Raw genomic sequence first — 23,064 nt, 5'->3', positions numbered from 1 at the left:
TCAGGCCCGGTGCTGCGAACCGCCGCCGCGTAGCGCCGGGCCTACTGGTTCAGGTTGCCGCCCACATTGCTGTTGTAGCGGTTCTGCCAGGCTCCCATTTCCACCATGCACTGGCTGAAGAACTGCACATGGCTGCCGCCGGCCGATATCTGCGCGCTGCCGCCATTGGCGCTGGTGAGCGCGCCCATGGCGCCCTTCGCCTCGCATTTCTGTTCGGCGGCGACGTAGCGGGGATCCTTCTCGTCCATCGTGGCCTCGTAATTTCTGACATGCCCGTAGGGGGAGTTGGCATGGCTGCGATGCATGGGCACACTGAAATGGTGTGACCGGGCCTGCGCGCCGGTTCCCGCCAGCGCGGCAAGGCCCAGCCCGGCAAGCAGGGTGCGGATGGAGGGCATGGGAATTCTCCTGATGGTTCTGAATGCCCGGCCCGTCCCGGGGCACGATGTTCCTTGTGTCAGCTTGTTACAGGTTCGGCCATGCGTTCGGCGCGGGGCTGGGTGGCGGGACCGGGTGCGGACTGGGGCAGGCTGTCGGGACGGGGGAGGGCACGCGCCTCGATCTGCAGTTCCTGTTCGATGAAGTCCAGTTCCTGGTTGATGGTCCATTCGGTCTCGTCATTGATGTGTTTCTGGATCACCCGCATGTGCAGCCGTTCGCGCATGTGGCGGATGATGCGGAAGCGCAGCGCCAGTTCCGTGCGCTTTTCGCGTATGGCGGCGGCGCGGATGCTGGCCTCCGCCGCACGTGAATTGTCCAGCCTGTGCACCGTGTCCTGATATTCGTGCAGCAGGCGGGCAATGGCTTCCTGCTTCAGGTCGAGCGATTCCTCGCCGCCGGGGCGGGCATCCATTTCCTGCTGGGCCAGCGCCGCCTGCTCGGTGTGCAGCGCCTCTATGGCGGTCTGCGCCAGTTCGATGCGCATCATGTCCAGTTCATGCAGGGAGGGGTCGTCCTCTCCCGTGCTCATGCCGTGCAGCAGGGCGGGTATGGCCAGGCTTGCCAGCAGCAGCGAGCTTATGATCACGCCCGCCGCCAGCGTGACCAGCAGGTCACGCCCCGGAAAGCCCGGTCCGGCCAGTGTCGCCACCGGCAGCGAGAGTACGGCCGCCAGCGTGATGGCCCCGCGCGTGCCTGCCACCGTCATGAGCAGGATGGTGCGCACGGAGGGGATGACCGTCTTGCGGTGGCGGAAATGGGCAAATAGCCGTCGTGCCGAGATGGAGACCCAGATCCAGACAAAGCGGATCAGGCTCATCATGAACTGGATGCCAAGGATCGCCAGGATCAGGAACCATGGCGAGACCCCGCCCGCGCGCGCGATGGCGGCCCCCCCGCTGACCAGCTGCGGCAACTGCAGCCCCAGCAGCAGGAAGATCACGGCGTTGAAGGTGAAGTTCACCATGTCCCACACGGTGGTGGCCTTGAGCCGGGTTTCGGTGCGGGCCTCGTTCATCACCCCGGTGAACTTTACCGTCATGCCGCCCGCCACGGCGGCCAGGATGCCCGAACATTCCACCGCATCGGCAATCAGGTAGATGCCAAAGGGCAGCATCATGGCCAGAATGATATGGGTTGGCGGGTCGTCATAGCCACGCACCAGCAGCACATGCTCCGCCCGGCACGCCGCCCACGCGCAGGCAATGCCGATCACGATGCCGCCGATGGACATGAATATGAAGCTGCCCAGCGCCTGCTGGAATGAGAACAGCCCCGTCATGGCCGCCGCCACCGCGAATTTGAAGCACACCAGCCCCGATGCATCGTTGAGCAGCGCTTCCCCATGCAGGATATGCACCACGCGTGCGGGCGCGCGGCCGCCCTCGATCATGCTGCCGACCGAGACCGCATCGGTGGGCGACATGACGGCGGCCAGCGCAAACGCCGCGGGCAGCATGATGGGCGGGATCAGCCAGTGGATGAAATACCCGCATGCCAGCGTGGTGAAGACCACCAGCCCCAGCGCCATCATGATGATGACATTACGCAGTTCCCCGAATTCGCGCATCGGCATGCGGTAGGCATCGGCATAGAGCAGGGGCGGGATGAACAGCAGCAGGAACATGTCGGGGTCGAAGCCGATGTTCAGCCCCGCGAGGGCCGCGACCGCACCCACCCCGATCTGGATCAGCGGCAGCGGCACGGGAATGCGCCCCACGCGTGAGATCAGGCTGCTGATGCCCGTTACGGTCAGTAATGCAAGGGTGATGAAAACGGCATGCATCAGGGATGGGTCTTTTTTATAGTTCTATTGTTCCAAGGGAATACTTCATTTTCCAGTTAAATAAAAATACAAAAAATGTTATTTCAAAAGTGACTGTTTTGTTATTTTCTTCTGCCTGCCATGCATGAACTGAAGATTTCGACCACTTTCATTGACCCTGCCCTGTCCACTTCCCATTATCGGGAGAAGAGTGGCTGCAAGGCCGTATTCATGGTGTGTAGTGACAGGGCAGGCGTGGCGCATGTGCGGGCGGGCCGTTCCTGACGGAGGGATGATTTTTAAGTGAGCAAGGATCCATACGAAGTACTCGGCCTGAAACGTACGGCCAGCCAGGATGACATACGCAAGGCCTATCGCAAGCTGGCCAAGAAGTACCATCCCGACCTCAATCCCGGCGACAAGGTGGCGGAGGAGAACTTCAAGGCCGTGGGCGCGGCCAATGCCCTGCTGTCCGATGAGGCGCAGCGCGCCCGCTATGACCGGGGCGAGATCGATGCCAGCGGCCAGGAAAAGGGTTTTGGCGGCGGCGGCCGGGGCTACCGTGATTATGCCGAAGGGGCGCAGGGCTTCAATTATGGTGGCGGCCAGTTTTCGGAAGATGATCTGGGCGACATCTTCGGCTCCATGTTCGGCCAGGGGGGCGGTGGGGCCGGTTTTGGCGGGGGTTTCCGCCGCAGGCCGCAGGGACCGCAGAAAGGGGCCGACCGGCAGTATGCCCTGACGGTCAGCTTCCTCGATTCCGTCAATGGCGGCACGTCGCGCATCACCCTGCCCGGCGGCGCGCAGCTGGATGTCAAGATACCGCCCGGTATCGAGAATGATCAGGTCATGCGCCTGCGCGGCAAGGGCGATCCCGGCCAGCAGGGCGGCCCTGCGGGGGACGCGCTGATCACCATCACCGTGGCGCCGGACCAGACCTATACGCGTGACGGCAATGACATCCGCATGTCGCTGCCCGTCGACCTGAAGACGGCGGTGCTGGGTGGCAGCATTACCATTCCCACCCCGGCGGGGTCGGTCAAGATGAATGTCCCCCCCCATTCCGACAGCGGCAGCGTGCTGCGCCTGCGCGGGCGCGGGGTCAAGGCCCATGGCGGGCAGGAGGCGGGCAACCTGTATGTCAAGCTGGTGGTGACCATCGGCAGGGTGGACCCGGCGCTTGAGGCCTTCCTCAGGGGTGAAGCACCCGGTACCGCCAGGGAGAAGGGGGAGGAGAAGGCATGATCACGCTCGAGACCCTCTGCATCCGCATCGGCAACGTGCCGGTGGAGGATGTGCAGGGCTGGATCGACAGTGAATGGCTCCGCCCGGAGGGCACGCGCGGGCATTACCTGTTCCGTGAGATTGATGAGGCACGGGCCCGGCTGATCCGCGAACTGCGCGAGGACATGGGGGTCAATGACGAGGGCGTGCCCGTCGTCCTCTCGCTGCTCGACCAGCTTTATGCCGCCCGCCGGCAGATGTACCGCCTGCGGGAGGCGATAAGCGCCCCGCGTGAGAGTGAACTGCGCGGCCGGATCCGCGCGCTGCTGGCCAGTCTGGACGACTGAAGCCACACGCCCCCGCCCCGACCGGGCCGGGGGCGTTTTTTTGATCAGTCCGCGCGGCTGAGCGGCAGGTCCAGTTTCTGGCCGGGCTTCTGCCCCTGCATCTGCAGGTCGGCGGCATTGGGGGAGGTCAGGCGGAAGACGGTACGCGGGTTGTCATCGACCGAGCGCAGTGATGTGCCGTCCTGTACCTTCAGTTCGATGGTGCGCCCGGTCAGGCCGGTGATCTTGCCAAGTGAATCCGGCAGCTTCAGGTACAGCCGTGCCGCCGGGCCAAGCGCCTTGTTGGCGCTGATGGTGACGGGCTGGAGGCCAAGCGCCGTCCATGCGCCCGTATAGGCGCCGGGGCCATAGGGGGGCTTGGGGTCATCCGCGGCGCGGGCCGGGCTGCCGGCCGAGATGATGCCGCCCAGGGCAAGGGCGGCAAGCGCCATGTTAAGTGATTTCATATCCGGTTATCCTGAATTGTCATGCCGGACCACAATGGCAGCCTCATGCGCCGCAGGGCAAGCGCGGGCCCTGCACGCCAGTTCTCGCCGGGGATCATTTCCATATTTTTTATATATGGAAATCGATCTGAATATATATTGGACGTACGGAACAGGTTGCCGCACCATCCTCCTGCAATCACAAAAGACCGGGCCGGGCGATGCCCTTCGTTGCAGCGCCACCCGATGCAGGAGACTGAGGTCGTGAAGCTTAAATGCTACTCGGTAGGGGATGTCGATACCCGGTCCAGCGCTGCGGATTCGACCGGCGTACGCCCGCGCATGAACCGCCTGTACCAGACATCCACCATGGCCGCGCTGCTTGATGCGGTCTATGATGGTGAGACCACGCTTGATGAACTGCTCATGCACGGCAATTTCGGCCTGGGCACGTTCAATGGCCTGGATGGCGAGATGATCGTCAATGACAGCGTGATCCACCAGTTCCGTGCCGACGGGCAGGCGGGCCGCGTGCCGGGCGATCTCAAGACCCCGTTCGCCTGCGTCACCTTCTTCAACCCGGAGAAGGAATACATGATCGACACGGCGCAGGACAAGGAAGGCTTCGAGGCGATTGTCGATCACCTCGTCAACAACCCCAACCTGTTTGCCGCCGTGCGCTTTACCGGCATGTTCGAGCGTGTCGAGACCCGCACCGTGTTCTGCCAGTGCCAGCCCTATCCCCCCATGCTGGAAGTGGTGGCCCGCCAGCCGACCATGCAGCTTGGCGCCTCGACCGGCACCATGCTCGGCTTCCGCACGCCGGGCTACATGCAGGGTGTCAACGTGGCAGGCTACCACCTGCACTTCCTGACGGAAGACGGGCGCCGCGGTGGCCATGTGACCGATTACGGCGTGCTGCGTGGCAGGCTTGAGGTGGGTGTGATCTCCGATGTGGAAATCCAGCTGCCCCGTACCGAACAGTTCGCACGCGCCAACCTGTCCCCCGAAAACATTCACGAGGCCATTCGCGTGGCCGAGGGCGGCTGAGGGTTTTTCCCTCCCGCCTGACCATCCGCCCGGCCACCGGCTGCGGCGCAACCGTTCAGGACACCTGAAATCATGACTGACAAGACCAAATCGGCCGCGCCGGAGTGCGGGGCGGACATGATCGTGCGCAACCTGGTTGCACACGGCACGACCCACGTGTTCGGCATTCCGGGCGCCAAGGTGGACCGCCTGTTCGATGCGCTGGTTGACAGCCCGATCGAGACCGTGGTGACCCGCCACGAGCAGAACGCCGCCTTCATTGCCGGTGGTATCGGCCGCCTGACCGGCAAGGCGGGTGTTGCCATTGCAACGTCCGGCCCCGGTGCCTCCAACTTCGTGACCGGGCTTGCCACCGCCAATTCCGAAGGCGACCCGGTGCTGGCCATTGGCGGCGCGGTCAAGCTGGCCGACCGGCTGAAGCTTACGCACCAGAGCATGGACACGGTTGCCCTGTTCCAGCCGATCACCAAATACAGCGCGGAAATCACCTCCCCCGCCGCCGTGTCCGAAGCGGTTGCCAACGCGCTGCGCTTTGCCGAAAGCGGTCGCCCCGGTGCCGCCTTCATCAGCACGCCGATGGATATCCTGTCCATGCCGGCGAAAGGCAAGGTGCTGGCGGGCGGCACCCAGCCCGGTCCGGGCGCCGCCCCGGTCGAGGCCGTGAGCGAGGCGCTGGGCCTGATCCGCAAGGCGCAGCGCCCGGTCATCCTGCTGGGCCTGCTGGCCAGCCGTCCCGACGTGTCGGACGCGGTGCGCGCGCTGGTGGCCACGACCGGCGTGCCGGTTATCGGCACCTATCAGGCGGCGGGTGCGGTTTCGCAGGAACTGTCCGACCGCTTTGGCGGCCGCGTGGGCCTGTTCCGCAACCAGCCGGGCGACCAGTTGCTGCATGAGGCGGATCTGGTGATCTCGATCGGTTACAACCCCATCGAATACGATCCATGGCTGTGGAATGTCGATAACGGCCGCAAGATCGTTCATGTGGACGTGGTGCCCGCCGAACTGGATACGCATTACGACCCGGCAGTGGAACTGGTTGGCGATATCGCCGCCTCCGTCCGCGCGCTTGCGACGCAGGCGGGCAGGCTGCCGCGCGCCCCGCAGCTTGAGGATATCCTGGCCCAGTACCACGCCACCCGCCTGTCCGCGCTGTCAGGCGCGCGCAGCACGTCCAATACGGCGGTGCACCCGCTGCAGATCGTGCGTGAACTGGAGCAGTTCGTGACCCCGGATGTGACCATGTGCCTCGACATGGGTACTTTCCACATCTGGCTGGCGCGTTACCTGCTGTCCTTCCGCGCACGCCAGATGCTGATCAGCAATGGCCAGCAGACCATGGGCGTCGGCCTGCCGTGGGGCATTGCCGCAAGCCTGGTCAACCCGGCGCAGAAGGTCATCTCCATTTCCGGTGACGGCGGTTTCATGATGTCGTGCATGGAACTGGAAACGGCGGTGCGGCTGAAGTGCAATCTCATCCACATGGTCTGGGTCGATCAGGCCTACAACATGGTCGAGATGCAGGAGAAGAAGAAGTACGGTCGTGGATCGGGCGTGGATTTCGGGCCGATCGACTTCGCCATGTTCGCCCGCTCCTGCGGGGCGCACGGCATCGCCGTCCATTCCGCCGATGGCGTGGCGGGCGCACTGCGTGAAGCCATGGATATCGAAGGCCCGGTCGTGATCTCGGTTCCGGTCGACTATTCCCAGAACCACCTGCTGATGACACCGCTGGCCACGCTGGGCGAGACCTCGGCCGCCGCCTGAACCCTGGTTCCGGCGTGATGAAACCGGCCCGCCACGCCCTGACCGGCGGGCGGGCCGTTCTGTTTGGACATGTGACATCGGCATTTTATGCGCAAGTCGTCCGATGCGGAACATGCGAGACTACAAAACATCATTTTGGAAATGCGGTCTCGTCTGTCAGGGGCAGTCGGGCCATTCCGGAATGCATTGAGGAAGTAACAGAATGCTGAAAGCGGCACAGGACATGTCATCCACCACGGGCGCACAACTGGTTACGGAACTCGGGCAGATCGTGGGCAGGCACCACGTGCTGACCGAGGACGGGGCAACCCTGCCCTATCGCCGGGGGTTCCGTTTTGGTGAAGGGCGTGCTCTGGCGGTCGTCATGCCTGGTTCGCTGGTGGAACAGTGGCGTGTGCTGCAGGCCTGCGTAAAGGCGGGCGTGATCGTGATCATGCAGGCGGCCAATACCGGCCTGACCGGCGGGTCCACCCCCGATGGCAATACCTATGACCGTGATATCGTGATCGTGCACAGCATGCGCATGCGCACGATCCACCTGATCGGTGGCGGCAGGCAGGTTGTCTGCCTGCCGGGTGCCACGCTGGACCAGCTGGAGGGCATGCTGGCCCCCATCGGGCGCGAGCCGCATTCCGTCATCGGCTCATCGTGCATCGGGGCGTCCGTATTCGGCGGGGTCAGCAACAATTCGGGTGGCGCGCTGGTGCGTCGTGGGCCGGCTTATACCGACATGGCGCTGTTTGCCCAGGTTTCGGAGAAGGGTGAACTGCAACTGGTCAACCATCTTGGCATCGAACTCGGCACCGACCCCGAGGCGATCCTGAAACAGGTGGAGGCAGGCAACTTCGCTGATTCAAGCATCAACTGGAATGCCGGGCGCGGGCATGATGACGATTATGCCACCCATGTGCGCGACGTGAACGCCGATACTCCGGCCCGCTACAATGCCGACCTGCGCCGCCTGCACGAAGGGGCCGGCTGTGCGGGCAAGCTGGGGCTGTTCGCGGTACGGCTGGATACGTTCGAGGCGGAGAAGAACCCCGTCGTCTTCTATATCGGCACCAACCAGACCGATGTGCTGGAAGACGTGCGCCGCCACATCCTGGCATCCTTCAGGGAACTGCCGATTGCCGGTGAATACCTGCACCGCGATGCCTTCAACATTGCGGAAAAATACGGCAAGGACACCTTCGTCATCATCCGCATGATCGGCACGCGGCGGCTGCCGGCCCTGTTTGCCATGAAGAATGCATTCGACCGGCTGGCGGACAGGATCGGCTTCCTGCCCAAACATTTTAGTGACCGGTTCATGCAGTTCATGAGCCACTTCTTTCCCAAACACCTGCCCGCGCGCATGCGTGACTACCGTGACCGTTTCGAGCACCATCTCATGCTCAAGGTCAGCGCATCGGGCGCACAGGAGGCGCGCGATTTCCTCAAAAGCCATTTCGCGACACATGAAGGGGATTTCTTCGAATGCACCCCCGATGAGGGGTCGAAGGCCTTCCTGCACCGTTTTGCCGCGGCGGGTGCGGCCGTGCGCTATCGTAACGTGCACACCGACACGACCGAGAACATCGTGGCACTGGACGTGGCGCTGCGCCGCAACGACCAGGACTGGTTCGAGGTGCTGCCGAAGGACATCGAGGACGAGATCATCGTCAAGCTGTATTACGGCCATTTCCTGTGCCATGTGATGCACCAGGACTATGTGGTCCGCAAAGGCTATGACTGCATGGCGCTTGAACACCGCATGCTGCCGGGTCTGGACAGGCGTGGCGCGCGGTATCCGGCGGAGCATAATTTCGGGCATCTCTATGCTGCCCCCGATGACGTGCTGGCCCATTACCGCCAGCTTGATCCGTGCAACTGTTTCAATCCGGGCATTGGGCAGGCCACCAAGCGCCGGAACTGGATTGCCGAAAGTGTAGGCTGATCCTGCCGGATCTACCGGCAGGCATCCTGTCCTTTCGGCATGATGGCCCGGATACGGGCCATCCATGTGGTCCCCTATGGGGAAGGGCGCGTGAACGCGCCACCACACAAGGGAAGGAAAGTCGAAATAATGACGTATACTGTTGGCCATTATCTGGGTGAGCGCCTGGTACAGATCGGGCTGAAGGATCACTTTGCGGTTGCGGGCGACTATAACCTCGTCCTGCTTGACCAGCTTCTGGAAATCGACGGCCTGCGGCAGGTCTACTGCTGCAACGAACTCAACTGCGGCTTCAGCGCCGAAGGCTATGCCCGTGCCAATGGGGCGGGGGCTGCCGTTGTCACCTTCAGCGTGGGCGCGCTGTCCGCGCTCAATGCCATCGGCGGTGCCTATGCGGAGAACCTGCCGGTCATCCTGATTTCGGGCGCACCCAATTCAAACGATCATGGCAGCGGCCATATCCTGCATCACACCATTGGCACGCCGGATTACGGATACCAGCTTGAAATCGCGAAACGGCTGACCTGTGCGGCGGTCTCCATCACCTCGGCTGATGATGCGCCGGTGCTGATCGACCATGCCATCCGCACCGCGCTGCGGGAGAAGAAGCCCGCCTATATCGAGATCGCGTGCAATGTCTCCTCCCAGCCCTGCCCGCGTCCCGGCCCGGTTGGCGCGATCCTGGCCGATGCGCCGTCCGACGCCCAGACGCTGAAGCTGGCGGTGGATGAACTGGCCAGCTTCATTGCCAGCCGCAAGAAGCCGATGCTGCTGCTGGGCAGCCGCCTGCGTGCCGCAGGCTGCGAGGAAGCCGCCATCCGCCTGGCCGATGCGCTGGGCTGCGCCGTGGCGACCATGGCTGCCGCCAAGAGCTTCTTCCCCGAAGACCATCCGGCCTATATCGGCACCTACTGGGGGGATGTCAGCAGCCCCAAGGCGCAGCAGATATTCGACTGGTCGGACGGCGTACTGTGCCTGACCCCGGTCTTCAATGACTATTCCACCGTTGGCTGGACCGCCTGGCCCAGGGGCGAGAACGTTGCCCTGCTGGATGGCCGCCACATCGCGGCAGGCGGCAAGGCCTTTGACGGCGTTCACCTGCGGGATGTGATCGACGCGCTGATTGAACGGGTAAAGGGCCAGCCCAAAAAGGATGCGACACTGGTTGAATACCGCCGCATCCGCACACCGCACGCACCCGTGGCGGCGGCAGCCCCGGATGCGCCGCTGGTGCGCCCGGAAATGGCGCGCCAGATCCAGAACCTGCTGACATCGAACACCACGGTTATCGCGGAAACGGGTGATTCGTGGTTCAACGCCATGCAGATGAAGCTGCCGCGTGGTGCGCGCGTGGAGCTGGAAATGCAGTGGGGCCATATCGGTTGGTCCGTCCCGGCCACCTTCGGCTATGCCGTGGCCGAGCCGGAGCGCCGGATCATTGCCATGATCGGTGACGGTTCCTTCCAGCTGACGGCGCAGGAAGTGGCGCAGATGGTGCGGCTCAGGCTGCCGGTGATCATTTTCCTGATCAACAACCGTGGCTACACCATTGAAGTCCAGATTCATGATGGACCATACAACAACATCAAGAACTGGGATTATGCGGGTCTGATGAACGTGTTCAACGCCGAAGATGGCCACGGCAAGGGATTCCGTGCAACGACCGGCGCTGAAATGGAAAAGGCCATTGCCGCCGCCGTTGCGAACACGGAAGGGCCGACCCTGATCGAATGCGTGATCGACCGCGATGACTGCACGAGCGACCTGATTTCGTGGGGGCGTCGCGTGGCGACCGCCAATGCCCGGCCGCCTGCCGCGCGCTGAGGCAACTGCCGTCCGCCATTCGGTCGGGGCAGCAGGATATGGGGGTGCCTTCGGGTGCCCCCGTGTCGTATGGAGCAGGCGTTCAGGAAAAGGATGCAGATATGACAGAAATGACCGGCCCGCGCGTGGGCTGTGGCGCCGCCATCATCGACCGCGATGGGCGCATCCTGCTTCTGCGCCGCCTGCGCGCGCCCGAAGCGGGGTGCTGGGGGCTGCCCGGTGGCAAGGTGGACCCGTATGAGACGACGGCCCATGCGGCGGAACGGGAAATCCATGAAGAACTGGGGATTGTCATACAGGCGCACGACCTGCTGTGCCTGGTGGAGCAGATGGATGCCGTAGGCGGACATCACTGGATTGCCCCGGTCTATCTGGTTACATCATGGCAGGGTGAGCCGGCGCTGATGGAGCCGGACAGGCATGAAGGCCCGCGCTGGTACGCCTTTGATGAACTGCCTGACCAGTTGACCATCCCGACCCGGCAGGCGATTGCGGCGCTACGCGCACGCAAGGCGTGATAAAATGGAAAATGATGTCAAAGTTTGATTTTTGTCGTGGCCTGTCCGGCAGGTTCCGGGCCAGATGGGCCCATGGCGCGGCTGGTCAGGACGGGTCGGCCGTATTGTCGAGGCTGCGGGCATAATCCCGCAATGCCCGGCGGTGGCGGGAATAGATCATCCGCGTGGTCTGGGACCGGGTTGGAATATCGTCCGGTGCAAGTGGCATGCCAGCGGCCACGGCGGGTGAGGCCGCGGTAGTCGCAATCGTATCAACTGCAGGGGTCATTGCTGTTTTTCCGTTATGTGCCAAGGACTGGGCTTGCTCCGGTGACTCGGGTTGTTAACCGAACGACACATTACATAGACGTCATACATGTCAGCATTGAGGCATAAAAGCCATAGCGGGCTGAAAAACCGATTCTGACAATCACATTTAATTGATTAAATTGAACTTATGGCTACCATGCCACGTTAGGGCCGAAACCTTTCCAAAAAGTAATCTTCGCAGATTACGAACGGAGATGAATTAAAAAAATATCTAATTATCAGGTAAAATATTAACAGATATTTGCATTGTTCAGTAATGCAATGCGTTCAGCCTATGTCCCGCAATAACCGGCCCCTTTCCCACGCGCGGCACAGGTCCAGCGTGCGGGCAGGCCAGTCCTTGCCCAGGCTTTGCACCTGCTGCGTGTTCCGGTGCGTGCCGGTCCATGCCAGCAGCTGGATGCGGCGCTGGATGACAAGGGCGGGCAGGATGTCCAGGTCAGCGCTATCCAGCTGCCCGTGCCTGCCGTAGCCTGTCAGCCAGTGATCGACCCAGCGGGGAACCTGCGGATGGTCTTCATGAAAGCTCAGCGCTGCAGCCAGATCCTGCATGAACCAGCTCAGCCCGCAGTCATCAAAATCGATCAGGCGGGTATGCGCGCCACTGACCAGCAGGTTGGCCAGCCGCAGGTCGGCATGGATTAGCCCGAAGCGGTGCGGCTGCATGCCATAGGCCGCCAGTTCCGTCCCGACACGTTCCAGGCAATGCGTGATCAGGTCGCGGGCCGATGCATCCACGCCAGGTGCCGCCCGCCATTGCCCCCATAGTGCATCGGGGCCGGTCATGGTGGCGGGTATCCATGCCTTGCGGACGAAGCCTGCGGGCCGTGTCCATGCCCGGCTCTGGCCATGCAGCCGGGCCGTGATGTGACCGAGCCGGTTGAAGGCGACCGGGTCAATATCGGGTGTGGGCTCCGTGCCTTCCATCCATGCAAAGAGTACGGCATGGCGGGGCAGGCCATCAGGTCCGGTCAGGGTGCGGATGCGGCTACCGTCAAGACCCGGCACGGGATGTGGTACTTCCAGCCCGGTTGCATGCAGGGCATCAAGCCAGGCCAGTTCGCTGCCGATTTCAGCCGCATCATGATAGCCCGGCCGATGCAGGCGCAGCGCGTACCGCGCGCCCTGCGCGGTATCGACACGGAACATCGCATTTTCGGAAATGGAAATCAGGTGGCTGCGCGCATCGTGCAGCGGATAGGCGGCCAGCGCCATGCGGGCCAGATGGTGCAGGGAAGCGTGATCGGTCATGATCCGCTTCCCATACCGTGGAAGATCGTCCTGATGAAGGGTGTGTTACAGGATGCAGTTGAACTGCAGGCCCATCACCGCCGCATCGTGGTAGGTCGTGGTTCCGCCAGGGCGGTTGATGTACTGGAAATCGGGCTGGAAGCTCATGCCGCGCGCGGTATGGATGTTGTAGAACACTTCATACACGTTCTCATGCGTCTGGATGCCCCACACCTTGCCCCACTGGTTATTCAGGAAGGGCGTGCCGGCCAGCACCGAGGATTCCTGCTGCAGGATGGAGGCGCGGCTCATCTCGTAATAATGGAACATCGCACCTACCGTATCCAGCGGGCGGCCCCATCGCGCGCCTGTTTCCACCAGGCCGGCCCAGGTATGGTCCTTCATGGCCGAGACCTTCCCCGAGGTGTACATGTAGCCTGCCAGCAGGATCAGGCCGTTGGTCGGGCCCGTGCCATTGCGCATGATCATCTGGTCAGCCTGGAACCATGCGGTGCTGACACCGGACTGCTTGCGGAAGGGCTGGCCCGTCAGCACGGCGGAATTGCCGTTGATGTCCGAATACAGATCATCATACTGCGAATTGTCGTAGCCATAGCCCGCCTTGTAGTGACCGGCCAGGTGGTTGCGGCCGAACTCGGGCAGCCAGCCGATTTCCACCGGGGTGGAGAACTTGCCAAGGCCGCTCTGTGCCCATGACCAGCCGGAAATGCCACCGTTGTAGGAATGGGGCGATACGGCGAACATGCTGGCCATGATGTAGGTATCGACCGTGGGCATGACACGCATCACCACACCCAGGTTGCCCGAAGGCCAGTCACGCCCGCCCGGTACATATTTGCCCGGTGCGGGGTTACCGCATATCGACACGTTCATGAAGTCACAGAACAGGGGGGAGGCGGCAAAGAAGCTGCCCACCGGAATCCAGCCCGCACTGATGTCCAGCCGGTTATGGAACAGCGACTGTTCGGCATACATGTAGACCAGATGGGCAACCACGTTGCCACGGGCACCATAGATCTGCTGCACGCCGGCAAGCGAATCGTGGATGTAATCCGTGCTGGCGTTACGGCCATGGCCGTTCACGATCATGGTATGGGTCCAGAAATTCTTCGGTGCACCCGCAAGCTTGTTCCAGTCGATGTCGATCTCGACGCCGACCTGGCCTGCATCGGTCACGCCCTGCTTGGCGCCCCCGCGGAAGTTGCCTGCCAGTTCCTCATGCACGTCGGCTTCGATATGTACGCCGTGCTTGATCAGGAAGGGCTGCAGCCCGGCCCAGTCACCAAAGAAATGCTGGTTGCCATAAGGTGCGCTGAAAAACGAGCCGGGATCATTCACGCTGACATTGCGGCGTGAATTGACATTGAGACTGGGCTGCGCGCCCACTACGCCCTGTCCCTCGCCCGGGATGGCCTGCGCCATTGCGCTTTCGCCCGCCGCGAAAAGGGCAAGAAGAAACAGGGGGAACGCCATAAAAAAGCGGAGCAGTGTTCTGGTCATTCGCGTATCGATAGCATATCTCATGCTGATTATAAACCTTGGACGAGGAATTATATAAAAACTAATGTTTTGTAAAATAACGGTAAAGAGATTTTTTTGTTATAGCAATAGATTTATGTAGACTGTTGTTATTCCCTGCCATGTTTTTTTGTGCAACGCACAATTACATCAGAATTTCGTGTTTATTCTCATATATTACTCGGTTCCGGCATCATCTCCCGCAATGTAACGCACCGCGCCACCGGGGCCGTTGACGTCCGGCTGCCGGAATGGTGAACATGGCGGCATGTCACGACTTGATCTGAAAAAGCCCTTCCTGCCCGTCCGCATTGCCGTGCTGACGGTGTCCGACACCCGCACACCGGAAACGGACAGGTCGGGTGACATACTGGCCGCGCGCATCACGGCGGCGGGGCATGTCGTTGCCGCCCGCGCCATCGTGCCCGATGACGCGCCACGACTGGCTGCCACCCTGGCGGGATGGATCGCGGACAGCCAGGTGGATGTCGTCATCTCCACCGGTGGCACCGGCGTGACCGGGCGCGATGTCACGCCAGAAGCATTCGAACAGGTGATCGAGAAACGGATCGAGGGCTTTGGCGAACTGTTCCGCATGCTGTCCTACCAGAAGATCGGTACCTCCACCATCCAGTCCCGCGCACTGGCGGGGGTGGCGAACGGGACTTATCTTTTCGCGCTGCCCGGCTCCTCCGGCGCGGTGAAGGACGGGTGGGACGACATACTGGTCTGGCAGCTCGACAGCCGGCATGTGCCCTGCAATTTTGTCGAACTCATGCCCCGCCTGCGTGAGCATCTGCCCGCGGCGCATGACTGACCAGAGCGAAGGATAACCGACAATGAGCGCACCCAGGCTCCTGCTGCTGGCAGGCGACTATGTCGAGGATTACGAGATCATGGTGCCCTGCCAGGCGCTGGCCATGCTGGGCTACCGGGTGGATACCGTCTGTCCCGGCCGCAAAAAGGGCGAGCACGTCCTGACCGCCATCCATGATTTCGAGGGCGCCCAGACCTATAGCGAAAAGCCGGGCCATCGCTTTGTGCTCAATGCGGATTTCGATGCCATCAGCCACGCCGATTATGCGGGGCTAATCGTGCCCGGCGGGCGGGCGCCGGAATACCTGCGGCTTGATCCGCGGGTGATCGCGCTGGTCCGCGCCTTTGCAGACCGCCCGCTGGCCGCGATCTGCCATGCGGCGCAACTGCTGGCGGCCGCCCGGATCATTGAAGGGCGCAGGGTTTCGGCCTATCCCGCCTGCCGTCCCGATGTGGAACTGGCCGGGGGTGTCTATGCGGATATCGCGATTGATGCCGCCGTGACGGATGGCATGCTGGTGACCGCCCCCGCATGGCCCGCGCACCCGGCATGGCTGGCGCAGTTCATTGCCGTGCTGGGGGCCAAGATCTCGCTGTAGGGATCACGCTGCCGGAACCGGCCCTTACCGACACACGGGCGCAGGGCCGGCAGCGATCTGCTCAGATCCCGCTGCCGGTCATGCCCGGGCGGTTCAGGATCGACAGGAACTCCCGCCGTGTGTCGGAATTGCTGCGGAACGTGCCCAGCATGCGGCTGGTCACCATGGACACGCCCGGGCGGTGCACGCCGCGCGTGGTCATGCACTGGTGGGAGGCTTCGATCACCACGCCCACGCCATAGGGCTGCAGTTCCTCGTTGATGGTGTTGGCGATCTGCGCCGTCAGCCGTTCCTGTATCTGGAAGCGCCGGGCATAGGCGTCCACCACGCGGGCCAGCTTGGAAATGCCCACGACCCGCTTGCGTGGCAGGTAGGCCACGTGCGCCACGCCAATGATGGGCACCATGTGATGCTCGCAATGGCTCTCCACGCGGATATCGCGCAGCAGGACCATCTCGTCATAATCCTCCACTTCCGAGAAGGTGCGGCGCAGCATCTCGACCGGGTCTTCCGCGTAGCCGCAGAAAAACTCCTCATAGGATTTCACGACGCGCGACGGCGTATCAAGCAGGCCTTCGCGGGTGGGGTCTTCGCCAGCCCAGCGCAGCAGGGTCCGTACGGCTTCTTCTGCTTCCGTGCGGGAGGGACGGGTGTCAATGGAGGTCATGCTGTTGGTTCTTGTTGCATGGGCATGTCCGGGCCCGGACATGCCGCAGGGAGGAATCCGTGTGGAAGGCTTAATGGAGGATGGCCGGATGGTGCGGGCTGTCCAGGCTGAAGACGGGAATGCTGACATCGAAATGCTGGCGGCTGGCCGGGCGGATCATGTGGTACATGCCCCCCATGAAGCCTGTGGGCGTTTCCAGTGCGGCGCCTGACATGTATTCAAAACTGCCGCTGGCGTCGATAAGCGGCTGCTCGCCCACCACGCCATCGCCATCCACACGGTCGATCCGCCCCTGCCCGTCAACAATGCGCCAGCTGCGGCGCAGGAGCTGGATCTGTTCGGTGCCGTGGTTCTCGATCCGTACCCGGTAAGCCCAGACGTAGCGGTGCTCATCGGGTTCGGACTGGTCATCAAGCCAGAATGTCTGGACAACCACGCGCACGTCCTCCGTCACCGCCTCGAAACAGGGGACGTTATCCATCGCCTCGCCCAGCGGGGAATCCGTTCCTTCCCCACCGGGGGGAGGGAAGGGCCTGTTCTTGCTCATGAAGGCGGTGCTCCCGTACTATCGGCTGCCCAGCGCCGCGAGGCCGCGCCGGAGATCGTCGATCAGGTCATCGGCATCTTCCAGCCCGACGGAAAAGCGGATCGCACCGTCGGTGATGCCAAGGCGGGCACGTTCCTCCGGCTGCAGCTTCATGTGGGTGGTGGTTGCCGGATGCGTGACAAGGGACCGTGCATCACCAAGGTTGTTGGAAATCGAGATCAGGCGCAGCGCGTTCATGAAGGCAAAGGCGCCAGCCTTGCCGCCCTCGACCTCGAAGGCGACCAGCGTGGAGCCGCCCGACATCTGTTTCTTCGCCAGTTCGTACTGCGGGTGGTCCTTGCGGCCCGGATAGAACACGCGCGCAATGCCCGGCGCATCTGCCAGGAAATCGGCCACTTTCGCTGCGTTGCGGGTCATGGCATCCACGCGCAGCGCCAGGGTCTCGATGCTCTTGAGCATGACCCATGCGTTGAAGGGCGATATGGCATTGCCGGTATTGCGGGCAAAGGGACGCAGTACCTCATCCATCCATTTGGCCGAACCCAGCACGGCGCCACCCAGAACACGGCCCTGCCCGTCGATATGCTTGGTGCATGAATACACGACCACGTCCGCGCCCAGTTCCAGCGGCTTCTGGTACAGCGGTGTCGCGAATACGTTGTCCACGATCACGGTCGCACCTGCCTTGTGCGCAAGGTCGCAGATCATGCGGATGTCAAGCACGTCGAGCATGGGGTTGGACGGGCTTTCCAGCAAAACGGCGCTGGTCGGGCTGGACAGCGCTTCCTGCCAGGCTGCCATGTCCCCGCCATCGACGAATACCGTCTCCACCCCGTAGCGCGGCAGCAGTTCGGCCACGATCCAGTGGCATGAACCGAACAGCGCGCGCGACGCCACGACCCGCTCACCCGCGCGGACCTGCGCCAGCAGCGCGCAGGACACCGCACCCATGCCGGTTGATGTCAGGACGCAGGACTCCGCCCCTTCCACATCGCACAGGCGGCGCTCCAGGTTGGCTACGGTCGGGTTGCCAAAGCGGCTGTACTGGTAATGCGACACATCGCCGGTAAAGGTGCCTTCCGCCTGCTCGGCACTGTCGTACACAAAGCCGGAGGTCAGGAACATCGCCTCGCTGGTTTCGCCGTACGGTGTGCGTTCAAGTCCCGCGTTGAGCAGGCGGGTGGCCGGACGGAAGGATTTGGGATCAGGCTGGTCAGTCATGTCTGGTGGCAGTTCCTGTGTACAGGGTGGACAATGGGCGGGCAGGGCCAGCGCCGGTTCATGCCCGGCAGTCCGGTCCGCCCGGGACGCGGTTCACGACCGTGGAAACCAGATGCCCGCACCCTGACAGAGCGGTATCGGGCCTCTTTAGCGCGTATGTTTTACCTCGCCGCAAGCCGGCCGTACCAAATCACGAGGGTCCGGGTTTCCATGCACCCGGACATGCATGCTTATTGCGGATCAGGACAGGGTGCGTCAACTGCTGCCCGTCGGGAGGGGTGATTGCATCATGACCGCTTGTGCAGTATAGAGGGCCAGCATGCGGGTGTAGTTCAATGGTAGAACGGCAGCTTCCCAAGCTGCATACGAGGGTTCGATTCCCTTCACCCGCTCCATTTTCTCCCAAAACCAGTCATTCCGGCGCCCGGTATCTGCGTGTGGCAATGCACCGTCAGGGCATGTGGGCAGCCATGTGGCCTCCGCGCATCAATGCCATGGTCAGGTAATGGCTGGCTGGCATGCCGATAATGGCCGGATGCCCCGCAGGCCGCCCGGTTATGGCCGTTCTGGCGGCATGGGCTGGGATGTGGCCTGGGTATCGGTATAGGTCGTGCCGTTCCAGATCCAGCGGTCCGTGCTGTCGACCAGCAGGTCATGCATGCCGCCATGAACCTGCGGGGTAATGGTGATCGGCCCGCTTACGGAATCCAGCACCCGCGTCCATCTGCGCCCGTTGCGCAGGTAGACCGAGGTGGAACATCCTGCCGAGCCGCACAGGCTGGCTGACTGCACCTGCACGAACAGCGCCATGCGCCGTGGATCGCTTGATACCGGCCCCGATCCGGTCAGCAGGACCGGGCGTTCCTGGCTGTCCGCGGCATCCAGCAGGTCATGGGCCACAAGCGTCCGGGCCTGCCGGTCCAGTTCGGTGCCCGGATGCTGGGCCAGTATGACCGGCCCGGTCTGCGCCCCTGCCCACGCGCCCGGCATGATGGCAAGCATGGCCGCCAGAATGGTGCTCCGGGCACGAAAAGCGGATGGGGCAGATGGCATGACGGCTACTCCGGCTGGTTGCGCAGGGCTGCCCACCCAATGCCCGTCCGGCCCGAAGGTTCCCCCTGACCGGGGCCGGGCACGGACGGGTGCCCGCGATTCCCCCGCAAACCGGTATGTTGCCGGAGTGACAGGGGACCCGCCCTGTTCGGATGGCGGGAGGTCAGCTGTGGCTGCGATGGTGCTGGCTGGTGGCTGCCGTCTGGCCGGGGCCGGGCCAGCTTGCCTCGATCCGGCTGGTCAGTTCATTGAGCAGGTTTTCCGTGACGCTGGCGATGTTGGCGTTGCTGGCCGTATTGCCATTCGTGACGATGGTGGTGCGGTTGCGCAGGATGGAGGCGCGCGGGTCCTGCGGAATGATGGCCCAGTCCGCATTCAGCGCCGACTGGCCATCACGGCTGACGTCAAGCCTGCTGATATTGAGCTGCAGGCGCCAGGTGGGACGGTCGGGCTGCGGCTGGTCGGTCACGAACAGGTCCGGCCATTTCTGGGCCAGGCGTGCGGTGATCAGGTCCGTGGCCCCCACCGACAGGCGGCTGGCCCAGCGGCCCAGCCCGCTGCGCTCGATCTCGTGGCCGTTGCGGACCATGATGTCCTGGCTGTCCAGGTAATCGGGCAGGCGGGCACGCTCGACCTCGATCACCGGCGTGCTGTCGGTAATGGGGGTGGTGGCGGTGGTCTGCGCCCCTACGGCCACGGCGGGCGCGCCCAGGGTATAGAAGCGCACCGGCGCCGAGGAGCACGCCGAAAGCATGGCGGCGCAGAGCATCAGTCCACCCGCCGCCCGCAGGGACGGATGGCGGGAAGGGGCGGCGGGCTGGCGCGTTTTCATTGGTTGTGTCCCATCAGCAGAAGTTGCGGATTACTTTCGACTTCAGTGGCGAATCCGCGCAGCCCGTAACCTGCTTCCATAACATCACGCATCGTAGCGTCCAGATTCAGCCTGTCACGGGATTGGGGGTCGGTCAGGGCGCGCAGGCTGGCCAGGGTTTCGCGCGCCTGTGCCATGGTGTGGTGCGTATTGTCGATAAGCGCCAGCAGTTCCGCGCGGCGGCCCACGAACTGGCGGTTGTTGGCGGTGATCAGCTGGTCGAGCCGGTTGATGGTCACGCTGGCACGATCCGCCACATCGGTAATGGCGGCGCGGATCTGGCTGGCCGCCGTATCGGCATCCGCGGATGTGGCGCGGATGCTGGCGATCATGCCGGGCATGTCACGGTTCATGTCCGCCGCAAGCATGCGGATGCTGGCAAGTGCCGTTACCATGTCGTGGTGAAGCTGCTGGACGGAAGTCGAGACCAGAGAGGCTTCCAGCTGCTGCAGCGCGGTCTGCCCCATGGGAATTTCCGGCATGTCCGTCAGGTCGGGATGGAGGCGCTGCTGCGTGCCGGGGTCCAGGTCGAGGTCAAGTTCGGTCTGGCCGGTTACCAGGCTGTGCAGCACCATGTCGGCCCGCAGCCCGCTGGCCAGCAGTTCGGGTAGCGGCGGCAGGTCGCCACGCCCCGGTGCGTGGGCCGGGTCGAACAGGATATAGACCGGCATGTAGGTATGGTGGTCCACCGGGTCCACCCGCACCGTAATGCGTTCGACAGCACCCACCGGCACCCCGCGGAAGTTGACGGGCGAGCCGATGTCCAGCCCGTTGGTCGGGCTTTCGAACACCACGACCGCTTCGGTGCTGCGCCCGGGTATGGGCAGCCAGCCCGTCACCCCCAGTACGGCCAGCGCGATAGCCCCCACACCCAGAACGGCCGCGCCGATAAGCGTCTGCCTGTCGGCCATCAGGCTTACCCGTTTCCGTGGGAGCTGGAACTGTCCAGCTGTTCACGGTGCATGAAGGCATGGACCACCGGGTCCGTGCAGTTGTCACGCAGCCATACGGGGGATCCGTGGGCAATGGCGGTTTTCTGGTCCGCATCCAGGAAGATGCCGTCATCCGCGATATGGAACAGGCTGGACAGTTCATGGCTCACGATGATGATCGTGGCCCCCAGCCCGTCGCGCAGGTTCAGGATCAGTTCGTCCAGCCGGGCGGAGGTGATCGGGTCCAGCCCCGCCGAGGGTTCATCGAAGAACAGGATATCCGGGTCCAGTGACATGGCGCGCGCCAGCCCCGCGCGCTTGCGCATGCCGCCACTCAGTTCGGAGGGGTACTGGTCAATGGCATGCAGCATGCCCACCAGCCCCAGCTTGAGCTCCACCATCTGGCGGATGACGGACGGTTCCAGCCTGGTGAACATCTGCATGGGCAGGGCCACGTTCTCGCCCACGGTCATGGAACTCCACAGCGCACCGCTCTGGAACAGAACGCCGAACCGCCGGCCGATGCGCACGCGGCTTGCGTCGTCACCTGCCCAGTAATTGTCCTTTTCCACCATGTAGCGGCCCCCGGTGGGGCGCAGCAGGCCGATCATGCTCTTGAGCAGGGTGCTCTTGCCGCAGCCCGACCCCCCCATCACGGCGAAGATGCTGCCGCGCTTCACCTCAAAGGACACATCGTGCTGGATCACCTTGGGGCCAAAGGCCAGCGTCACGTCGTTGGCCGTGATCATGACCGGACGATCATCGTTGGTGGAGGGCATCTGGTTATGCAGGTCGTTCATGGCGGTCAGATCCCGATCACGTTGGCAATAACCGCGAACACGGCATCCAGGGCGATCACCCCCACGATGCCGACCACCACGGCCTTGGTCGCGGCAATGCCCACATCGGCGGCGCTGCGTCCCGCCTTCAGCCCGATACGGCAGCTTGTCAGCCCCACGAAGACGCCGAACACAAGGCTCTTGATGAAGCCGAAGGTGAACTGGTCCAGTGGCAGCGCCTGCAGCGTTTCGTGGAAGTATCCCAGCGGCGAGACATGCAGCATGATGAACGAGACGACAAACCCGCCAAGCATGCCGATCAGGCAGCCATACAGATAAAGCAGCGGCATGGTGGAGCCCAGCGCCAGCACGGAGGGCAGGATCAGGTAGCTGGCGACGGGAATGCCGAATACCTGCAGCGCGTCGATTTCCTCGTTCGCCTGCATGGTGGAAATGCGCGCGGCATAGGCGCCACCGGTGCGGCCCGCCATGATGATGGCGGTCATGACAGCCGACATCTCACGCACCATGGCAATGGCCACAAGGCTTGCGACATAGATGTCGGCCGCGAATTTGTGCAGTTCCACCGAACCGACAAAGGCCAGGATCGCGCCGACCAGAAAGTTTACCACCCCCACGATCAGCAGCGCTGACGGGCCGGCGGCGGCAAGATCGGACATGAGATCGACGGTGCGCATCATCCCGCGCCCCACCAGGGCGGCAATGCCACCGCGCGCGGCGGCGGCTCCCATCTCACTCACGCAGCCCACTTCGTTGAGCGTATCGAGCGTGAACTGCCCCACCGCCGCCACCGGCGCGAAGGCATGATGTGGCGGGGGCTCCGGGGTGGGCGGGATTTCGGGCAGCAGGTCAAGCAGCTTGTGGGCGGATGCGGGCAGCGTGTCGATGTGGACATCGACATGCGCTTCGCGCGCGCTGCGCTTGAGTTCCCACAGGAAACTGATCAGCGATGTATCCCATCTGCCAAGCTGTTCGGTGCTGAATTCAAGCGGTGCGCCCTGCGGCACGTCCTTCAGTCCGCTCTCGGGAAAGGCGGGAACACGTCCTTCCTGTGCGATCCAGTTTCCCGATAGGGTAACAAGGGTCCGGTTCGCCTCGGGCTGAAGATGCCATTGCGGCGCACCATTGACGGACGTTTTCACCAGCCTCTCCAACCTCAGTGCCGCAATCTGACCGCCCGGTCGCGGGT

23 protein-coding genes, 1 tRNA gene and 1 riboswitch are annotated in these 23,064 nt (G+C 63.2%); of the genes, 10 read left to right on the top strand and 14 right to left on the bottom strand.

The features are described 5' to 3' along the window. Window positions 1-41: 41 nt before the first annotated feature. A complete protein-coding gene (locus LDL32_RS10065) occupies window positions 42-398 on the bottom strand; it encodes a hypothetical protein (RefSeq protein WP_233066472.1) in 357 nt (118 codons plus the stop codon). Window positions 399-457: 59 nt separating this feature from the next. Beyond that, a complete protein-coding gene (locus tag LDL32_RS10060) occupies window positions 458-2,224 on the bottom strand; it encodes a Na+/H+ antiporter (RefSeq protein ID WP_233066470.1) in 1,767 nt (588 codons plus the stop codon). 282 nt (window positions 2,225-2,506) lie between these two features. On the opposite strand from LDL32_RS10060, the gene LDL32_RS10055 reads away from it, so the two are divergent. Together LDL32_RS10055 and LDL32_RS10050 are read left to right on the top strand one after the other, a co-directional pair. After that, the gene (locus LDL32_RS10055) at window positions 2,507-3,448 is read left to right on the top strand and encodes a J domain-containing protein (protein ID WP_233066468.1); all 942 of its coding nucleotides are present in this window, start codon (window positions 2,507-2,509) and stop codon (window positions 3,446-3,448) included. Further along, window positions 3,445-3,774, top strand: coding sequence for a chaperone modulator CbpM (locus LDL32_RS10050; protein WP_233066465.1), 330 nt, complete (start codon window positions 3,445-3,447; stop codon window positions 3,772-3,774). Before LDL32_RS10055 ends, LDL32_RS10050 begins: the two co-directional genes overlap by 4 nt. Window positions 3,775-3,818: 44 nt before the next feature. On the opposite strand, the gene LDL32_RS10045 is transcribed toward LDL32_RS10050, so the two are convergent. Beyond that, window positions 3,819-4,220, bottom strand: coding sequence for a hypothetical protein (locus LDL32_RS10045; protein WP_233066462.1), 402 nt, complete (start codon window positions 4,218-4,220; stop codon window positions 3,819-3,821). A 225-nt stretch (window positions 4,221-4,445) separates the two neighbouring features. Here LDL32_RS10045 and budA point away from each other — a divergent pair, with 225 nt between their 5' ends. The 5 genes from budA to LDL32_RS10020 all read left to right on the top strand — a co-directional run bounded on the left by budA (window position 4,446) and on the right by LDL32_RS10020 (window position 11,291). Then, window positions 4,446-5,249, top strand: a complete 804-nt coding sequence (budA, locus tag LDL32_RS10040) for an acetolactate decarboxylase (protein ID WP_255673806.1) — start codon at window positions 4,446-4,448, stop codon at window positions 5,247-5,249. Window positions 5,250-5,321: 72 nt separating this feature from the next. Then, the gene (gene alsS / locus LDL32_RS10035) at window positions 5,322-7,013 is read left to right on the top strand and encodes an acetolactate synthase AlsS (RefSeq protein WP_233066456.1); all 1,692 of its coding nucleotides are present in this window, start codon (window positions 5,322-5,324) and stop codon (window positions 7,011-7,013) included. 202 nt (window positions 7,014-7,215) lie between these two features. Then, window positions 7,216-8,949 (top strand): D-lactate dehydrogenase, encoded by a 1,734-nt coding sequence (gene dld / locus LDL32_RS10030; protein ID WP_233066454.1) that lies wholly within the window; start codon window positions 7,216-7,218, stop codon window positions 8,947-8,949. Between the two features lie 129 nt (window positions 8,950-9,078). Beyond that, a complete protein-coding gene (locus tag LDL32_RS10025) occupies window positions 9,079-10,773 on the top strand; it encodes an alpha-keto acid decarboxylase family protein (RefSeq protein ID WP_233066452.1) in 1,695 nt (564 codons plus the stop codon). A 101-nt stretch (window positions 10,774-10,874) separates the two neighbouring features. Further along, a complete protein-coding gene (locus tag LDL32_RS10020) occupies window positions 10,875-11,291 on the top strand; it encodes an NUDIX domain-containing protein (RefSeq protein ID WP_233066450.1) in 417 nt (138 codons plus the stop codon). 85 nt (window positions 11,292-11,376) lie between these two features. Here the strand turns inward: LDL32_RS10020 and LDL32_RS10015 are convergent, their stop codons facing one another. From LDL32_RS10015 to LDL32_RS10005, 3 genes are all read right to left on the bottom strand, one after another. Beyond that, window positions 11,377-11,559, bottom strand: coding sequence for a hypothetical protein (locus LDL32_RS10015; RefSeq protein ID WP_233066448.1), 183 nt, complete (start codon window positions 11,557-11,559; stop codon window positions 11,377-11,379). Between the two features lie 308 nt (window positions 11,560-11,867). Then, on the bottom strand, window positions 11,868-12,851 hold the full coding sequence (locus tag LDL32_RS10010) for a phosphotransferase enzyme family protein (protein WP_233066446.1): 984 nt from the start codon (window positions 12,849-12,851) through the stop codon (window positions 11,868-11,870). 45 nt (window positions 12,852-12,896) lie between these two features. Next, complete coding sequence (locus LDL32_RS10005) at window positions 12,897-14,375, bottom strand: carbohydrate porin (protein ID WP_233066444.1); 1,479 nt, start codon at window positions 14,373-14,375, stop codon at window positions 12,897-12,899. A 262-nt stretch (window positions 14,376-14,637) separates the two neighbouring features. On the opposite strand from LDL32_RS10005, the gene moaB reads away from it, so the two are divergent. Both moaB and LDL32_RS09995 read left to right on the top strand, forming a co-directional pair. Beyond that, entirely contained in the window at window positions 14,638-15,186 is a 549-nt protein-coding gene (moaB, locus tag LDL32_RS10000; RefSeq protein ID WP_233066443.1) for a molybdenum cofactor biosynthesis protein B, read from the top strand. Between the two features lie 22 nt (window positions 15,187-15,208). Continuing rightward, a complete protein-coding gene (locus LDL32_RS09995; RefSeq protein ID WP_233066440.1) occupies window positions 15,209-15,784 on the top strand; it encodes a DJ-1/PfpI family protein in 576 nt (191 codons plus the stop codon). A 61-nt stretch (window positions 15,785-15,845) separates the two neighbouring features. On the opposite strand, the gene folE is transcribed toward LDL32_RS09995, so the two are convergent. The 3 genes from folE to metZ form a co-directional block, all read right to left on the bottom strand. Next, window positions 15,846-16,451 (bottom strand): GTP cyclohydrolase I FolE, encoded by a 606-nt coding sequence (gene folE / locus LDL32_RS09990; RefSeq protein ID WP_233066438.1) that lies wholly within the window; start codon window positions 16,449-16,451, stop codon window positions 15,846-15,848. Window positions 16,452-16,521: 70 nt separating this feature from the next. Next, window positions 16,522-16,932, bottom strand: a complete 411-nt coding sequence (apaG, locus tag LDL32_RS09985) for a Co2+/Mg2+ efflux protein ApaG (protein WP_233068824.1) — start codon at window positions 16,930-16,932, stop codon at window positions 16,522-16,524. A gap of 84 nt (window positions 16,933-17,016) precedes the next feature. Then, entirely contained in the window at window positions 17,017-18,219 is a 1,203-nt protein-coding gene (gene metZ, locus LDL32_RS09980; RefSeq protein WP_233066436.1) for an O-succinylhomoserine sulfhydrylase, read from the bottom strand. A gap of 126 nt (window positions 18,220-18,345) precedes the next feature. Beyond that, a riboswitch (SAM riboswitch) is annotated at window positions 18,346-18,426 on the bottom strand. A 114-nt stretch (window positions 18,427-18,540) separates the two neighbouring features. Between metZ and LDL32_RS09975 the strand changes: the two genes are divergently transcribed. Further along, window positions 18,541-18,614, top strand: a tRNA-Gly gene (locus LDL32_RS09975). 160 nt (window positions 18,615-18,774) lie between these two features. On the opposite strand, the gene LDL32_RS09970 is transcribed toward LDL32_RS09975, so the two are convergent. From LDL32_RS09970 to LDL32_RS09950, 5 genes are all read right to left on the bottom strand, one after another. Continuing rightward, window positions 18,775-19,272, bottom strand: coding sequence for a hypothetical protein (locus LDL32_RS09970; RefSeq protein WP_233066434.1), 498 nt, complete (start codon window positions 19,270-19,272; stop codon window positions 18,775-18,777). A 163-nt stretch (window positions 19,273-19,435) separates the two neighbouring features. Beyond that, window positions 19,436-20,104 carry a membrane integrity-associated transporter subunit PqiC gene (locus LDL32_RS09965; protein ID WP_233066432.1) on the bottom strand — a complete coding sequence of 223 codons (669 nt, stop codon included), beginning with the start codon at window positions 20,102-20,104 and terminating at the stop codon, window positions 19,436-19,438. After that, window positions 20,101-21,054 (bottom strand): MlaD family protein, encoded by a 954-nt coding sequence (locus LDL32_RS09960; RefSeq protein ID WP_233066430.1) that lies wholly within the window; start codon window positions 21,052-21,054, stop codon window positions 20,101-20,103. Before LDL32_RS09960 ends, LDL32_RS09965 begins: the two co-directional genes overlap by 4 nt. Window positions 21,055-21,059: 5 nt before the next feature. Continuing rightward, window positions 21,060-21,875: an ABC transporter ATP-binding protein gene (locus LDL32_RS09955; protein ID WP_233066427.1), complete on the bottom strand. Its 816-nt coding sequence runs from the start codon at window positions 21,873-21,875 to the stop codon at window positions 21,060-21,062. Window positions 21,876-21,880: 5 nt separating this feature from the next. Beyond that, window positions 21,881-23,017, bottom strand: a complete 1,137-nt coding sequence (locus LDL32_RS09950; protein ID WP_233066424.1) for an ABC transporter permease — start codon at window positions 23,015-23,017, stop codon at window positions 21,881-21,883. Window positions 23,018-23,064: the final 47 nt, after the last annotated feature.

Origin of the sequence: Komagataeibacter sp. FNDCF1 (assembly GCF_021295335.1) — a bacterium.
Classification (GTDB): Bacteria; Pseudomonadota; Alphaproteobacteria; order Acetobacterales; family Acetobacteraceae; genus Komagataeibacter.
This window is presented reverse-complemented; position numbering and strand designations above follow the sequence as displayed.

Bases quoted from the DNA above. Each gene is read 5' to 3' on its own strand.
- apaG (WP_233068824.1), bottom strand. From the start codon at position 16,932: ATGGATAACGTCCCCTGTTTCGAGGCGGTGACGGAGGACGTGCGCGTG.
- LDL32_RS10025 (WP_233066452.1), top strand. From the start codon at position 9,079: ATGACGTATACTGTTGGCCATTATCTGGGTGAGCGCCTGGTACAGATC.
- LDL32_RS09970 (WP_233066434.1), bottom strand. From the start codon at position 19,272: ATGCCATCTGCCCCATCCGCTTTTCGTGCCCGGAGCACCATTCTGGCG.
- LDL32_RS10010 (WP_233066446.1), bottom strand. From the start codon at position 12,851: ATGACCGATCACGCTTCCCTGCACCATCTGGCCCGCATGGCGCTGGCC.
- metZ (WP_233066436.1), bottom strand. From the start codon at position 18,219: ATGACTGACCAGCCTGATCCCAAATCCTTCCGTCCGGCCACCCGCCTG.
- LDL32_RS10045 (WP_233066462.1), bottom strand. From the start codon at position 4,220: ATGAAATCACTTAACATGGCGCTTGCCGCCCTTGCCCTGGGCGGCATC.
- LDL32_RS09965 (WP_233066432.1), bottom strand. From the start codon at position 20,104: ATGAAAACGCGCCAGCCCGCCGCCCCTTCCCGCCATCCGTCCCTGCGG.
- LDL32_RS09995 (WP_233066440.1), top strand. From the start codon at position 15,209: ATGAGCGCACCCAGGCTCCTGCTGCTGGCAGGCGACTATGTCGAGGAT.
- LDL32_RS10060 (WP_233066470.1), bottom strand. From the start codon at position 2,224: ATGCATGCCGTTTTCATCACCCTTGCATTACTGACCGTAACGGGCATC.
- dld (WP_233066454.1), top strand. From the start codon at position 7,216: ATGCTGAAAGCGGCACAGGACATGTCATCCACCACGGGCGCACAACTG.
- LDL32_RS10015 (WP_233066448.1), bottom strand. From the start codon at position 11,559: ATGACCCCTGCAGTTGATACGATTGCGACTACCGCGGCCTCACCCGCC.
- budA (WP_255673806.1), top strand. From the start codon at position 4,446: ATGCAGGAGACTGAGGTCGTGAAGCTTAAATGCTACTCGGTAGGGGAT.
- LDL32_RS10065 (WP_233066472.1), bottom strand. From the start codon at position 398: ATGCCCTCCATCCGCACCCTGCTTGCCGGGCTGGGCCTTGCCGCGCTG.
- LDL32_RS10005 (WP_233066444.1), bottom strand. From the start codon at position 14,375: ATGAGATATGCTATCGATACGCGAATGACCAGAACACTGCTCCGCTTT.
- LDL32_RS09960 (WP_233066430.1), bottom strand. From the start codon at position 21,054: ATGGCCGACAGGCAGACGCTTATCGGCGCGGCCGTTCTGGGTGTGGGG.
- folE (WP_233066438.1), bottom strand. From the start codon at position 16,451: ATGACCTCCATTGACACCCGTCCCTCCCGCACGGAAGCAGAAGAAGCC.
- moaB (WP_233066443.1), top strand. From the start codon at position 14,638: ATGTCACGACTTGATCTGAAAAAGCCCTTCCTGCCCGTCCGCATTGCC.
- LDL32_RS09955 (WP_233066427.1), bottom strand. From the start codon at position 21,875: ATGAACGACCTGCATAACCAGATGCCCTCCACCAACGATGATCGTCCG.
- LDL32_RS10050 (WP_233066465.1), top strand. From the start codon at position 3,445: ATGATCACGCTCGAGACCCTCTGCATCCGCATCGGCAACGTGCCGGTG.
- alsS (WP_233066456.1), top strand. From the start codon at position 5,322: ATGACTGACAAGACCAAATCGGCCGCGCCGGAGTGCGGGGCGGACATG.
- LDL32_RS10020 (WP_233066450.1), top strand. From the start codon at position 10,875: ATGACAGAAATGACCGGCCCGCGCGTGGGCTGTGGCGCCGCCATCATC.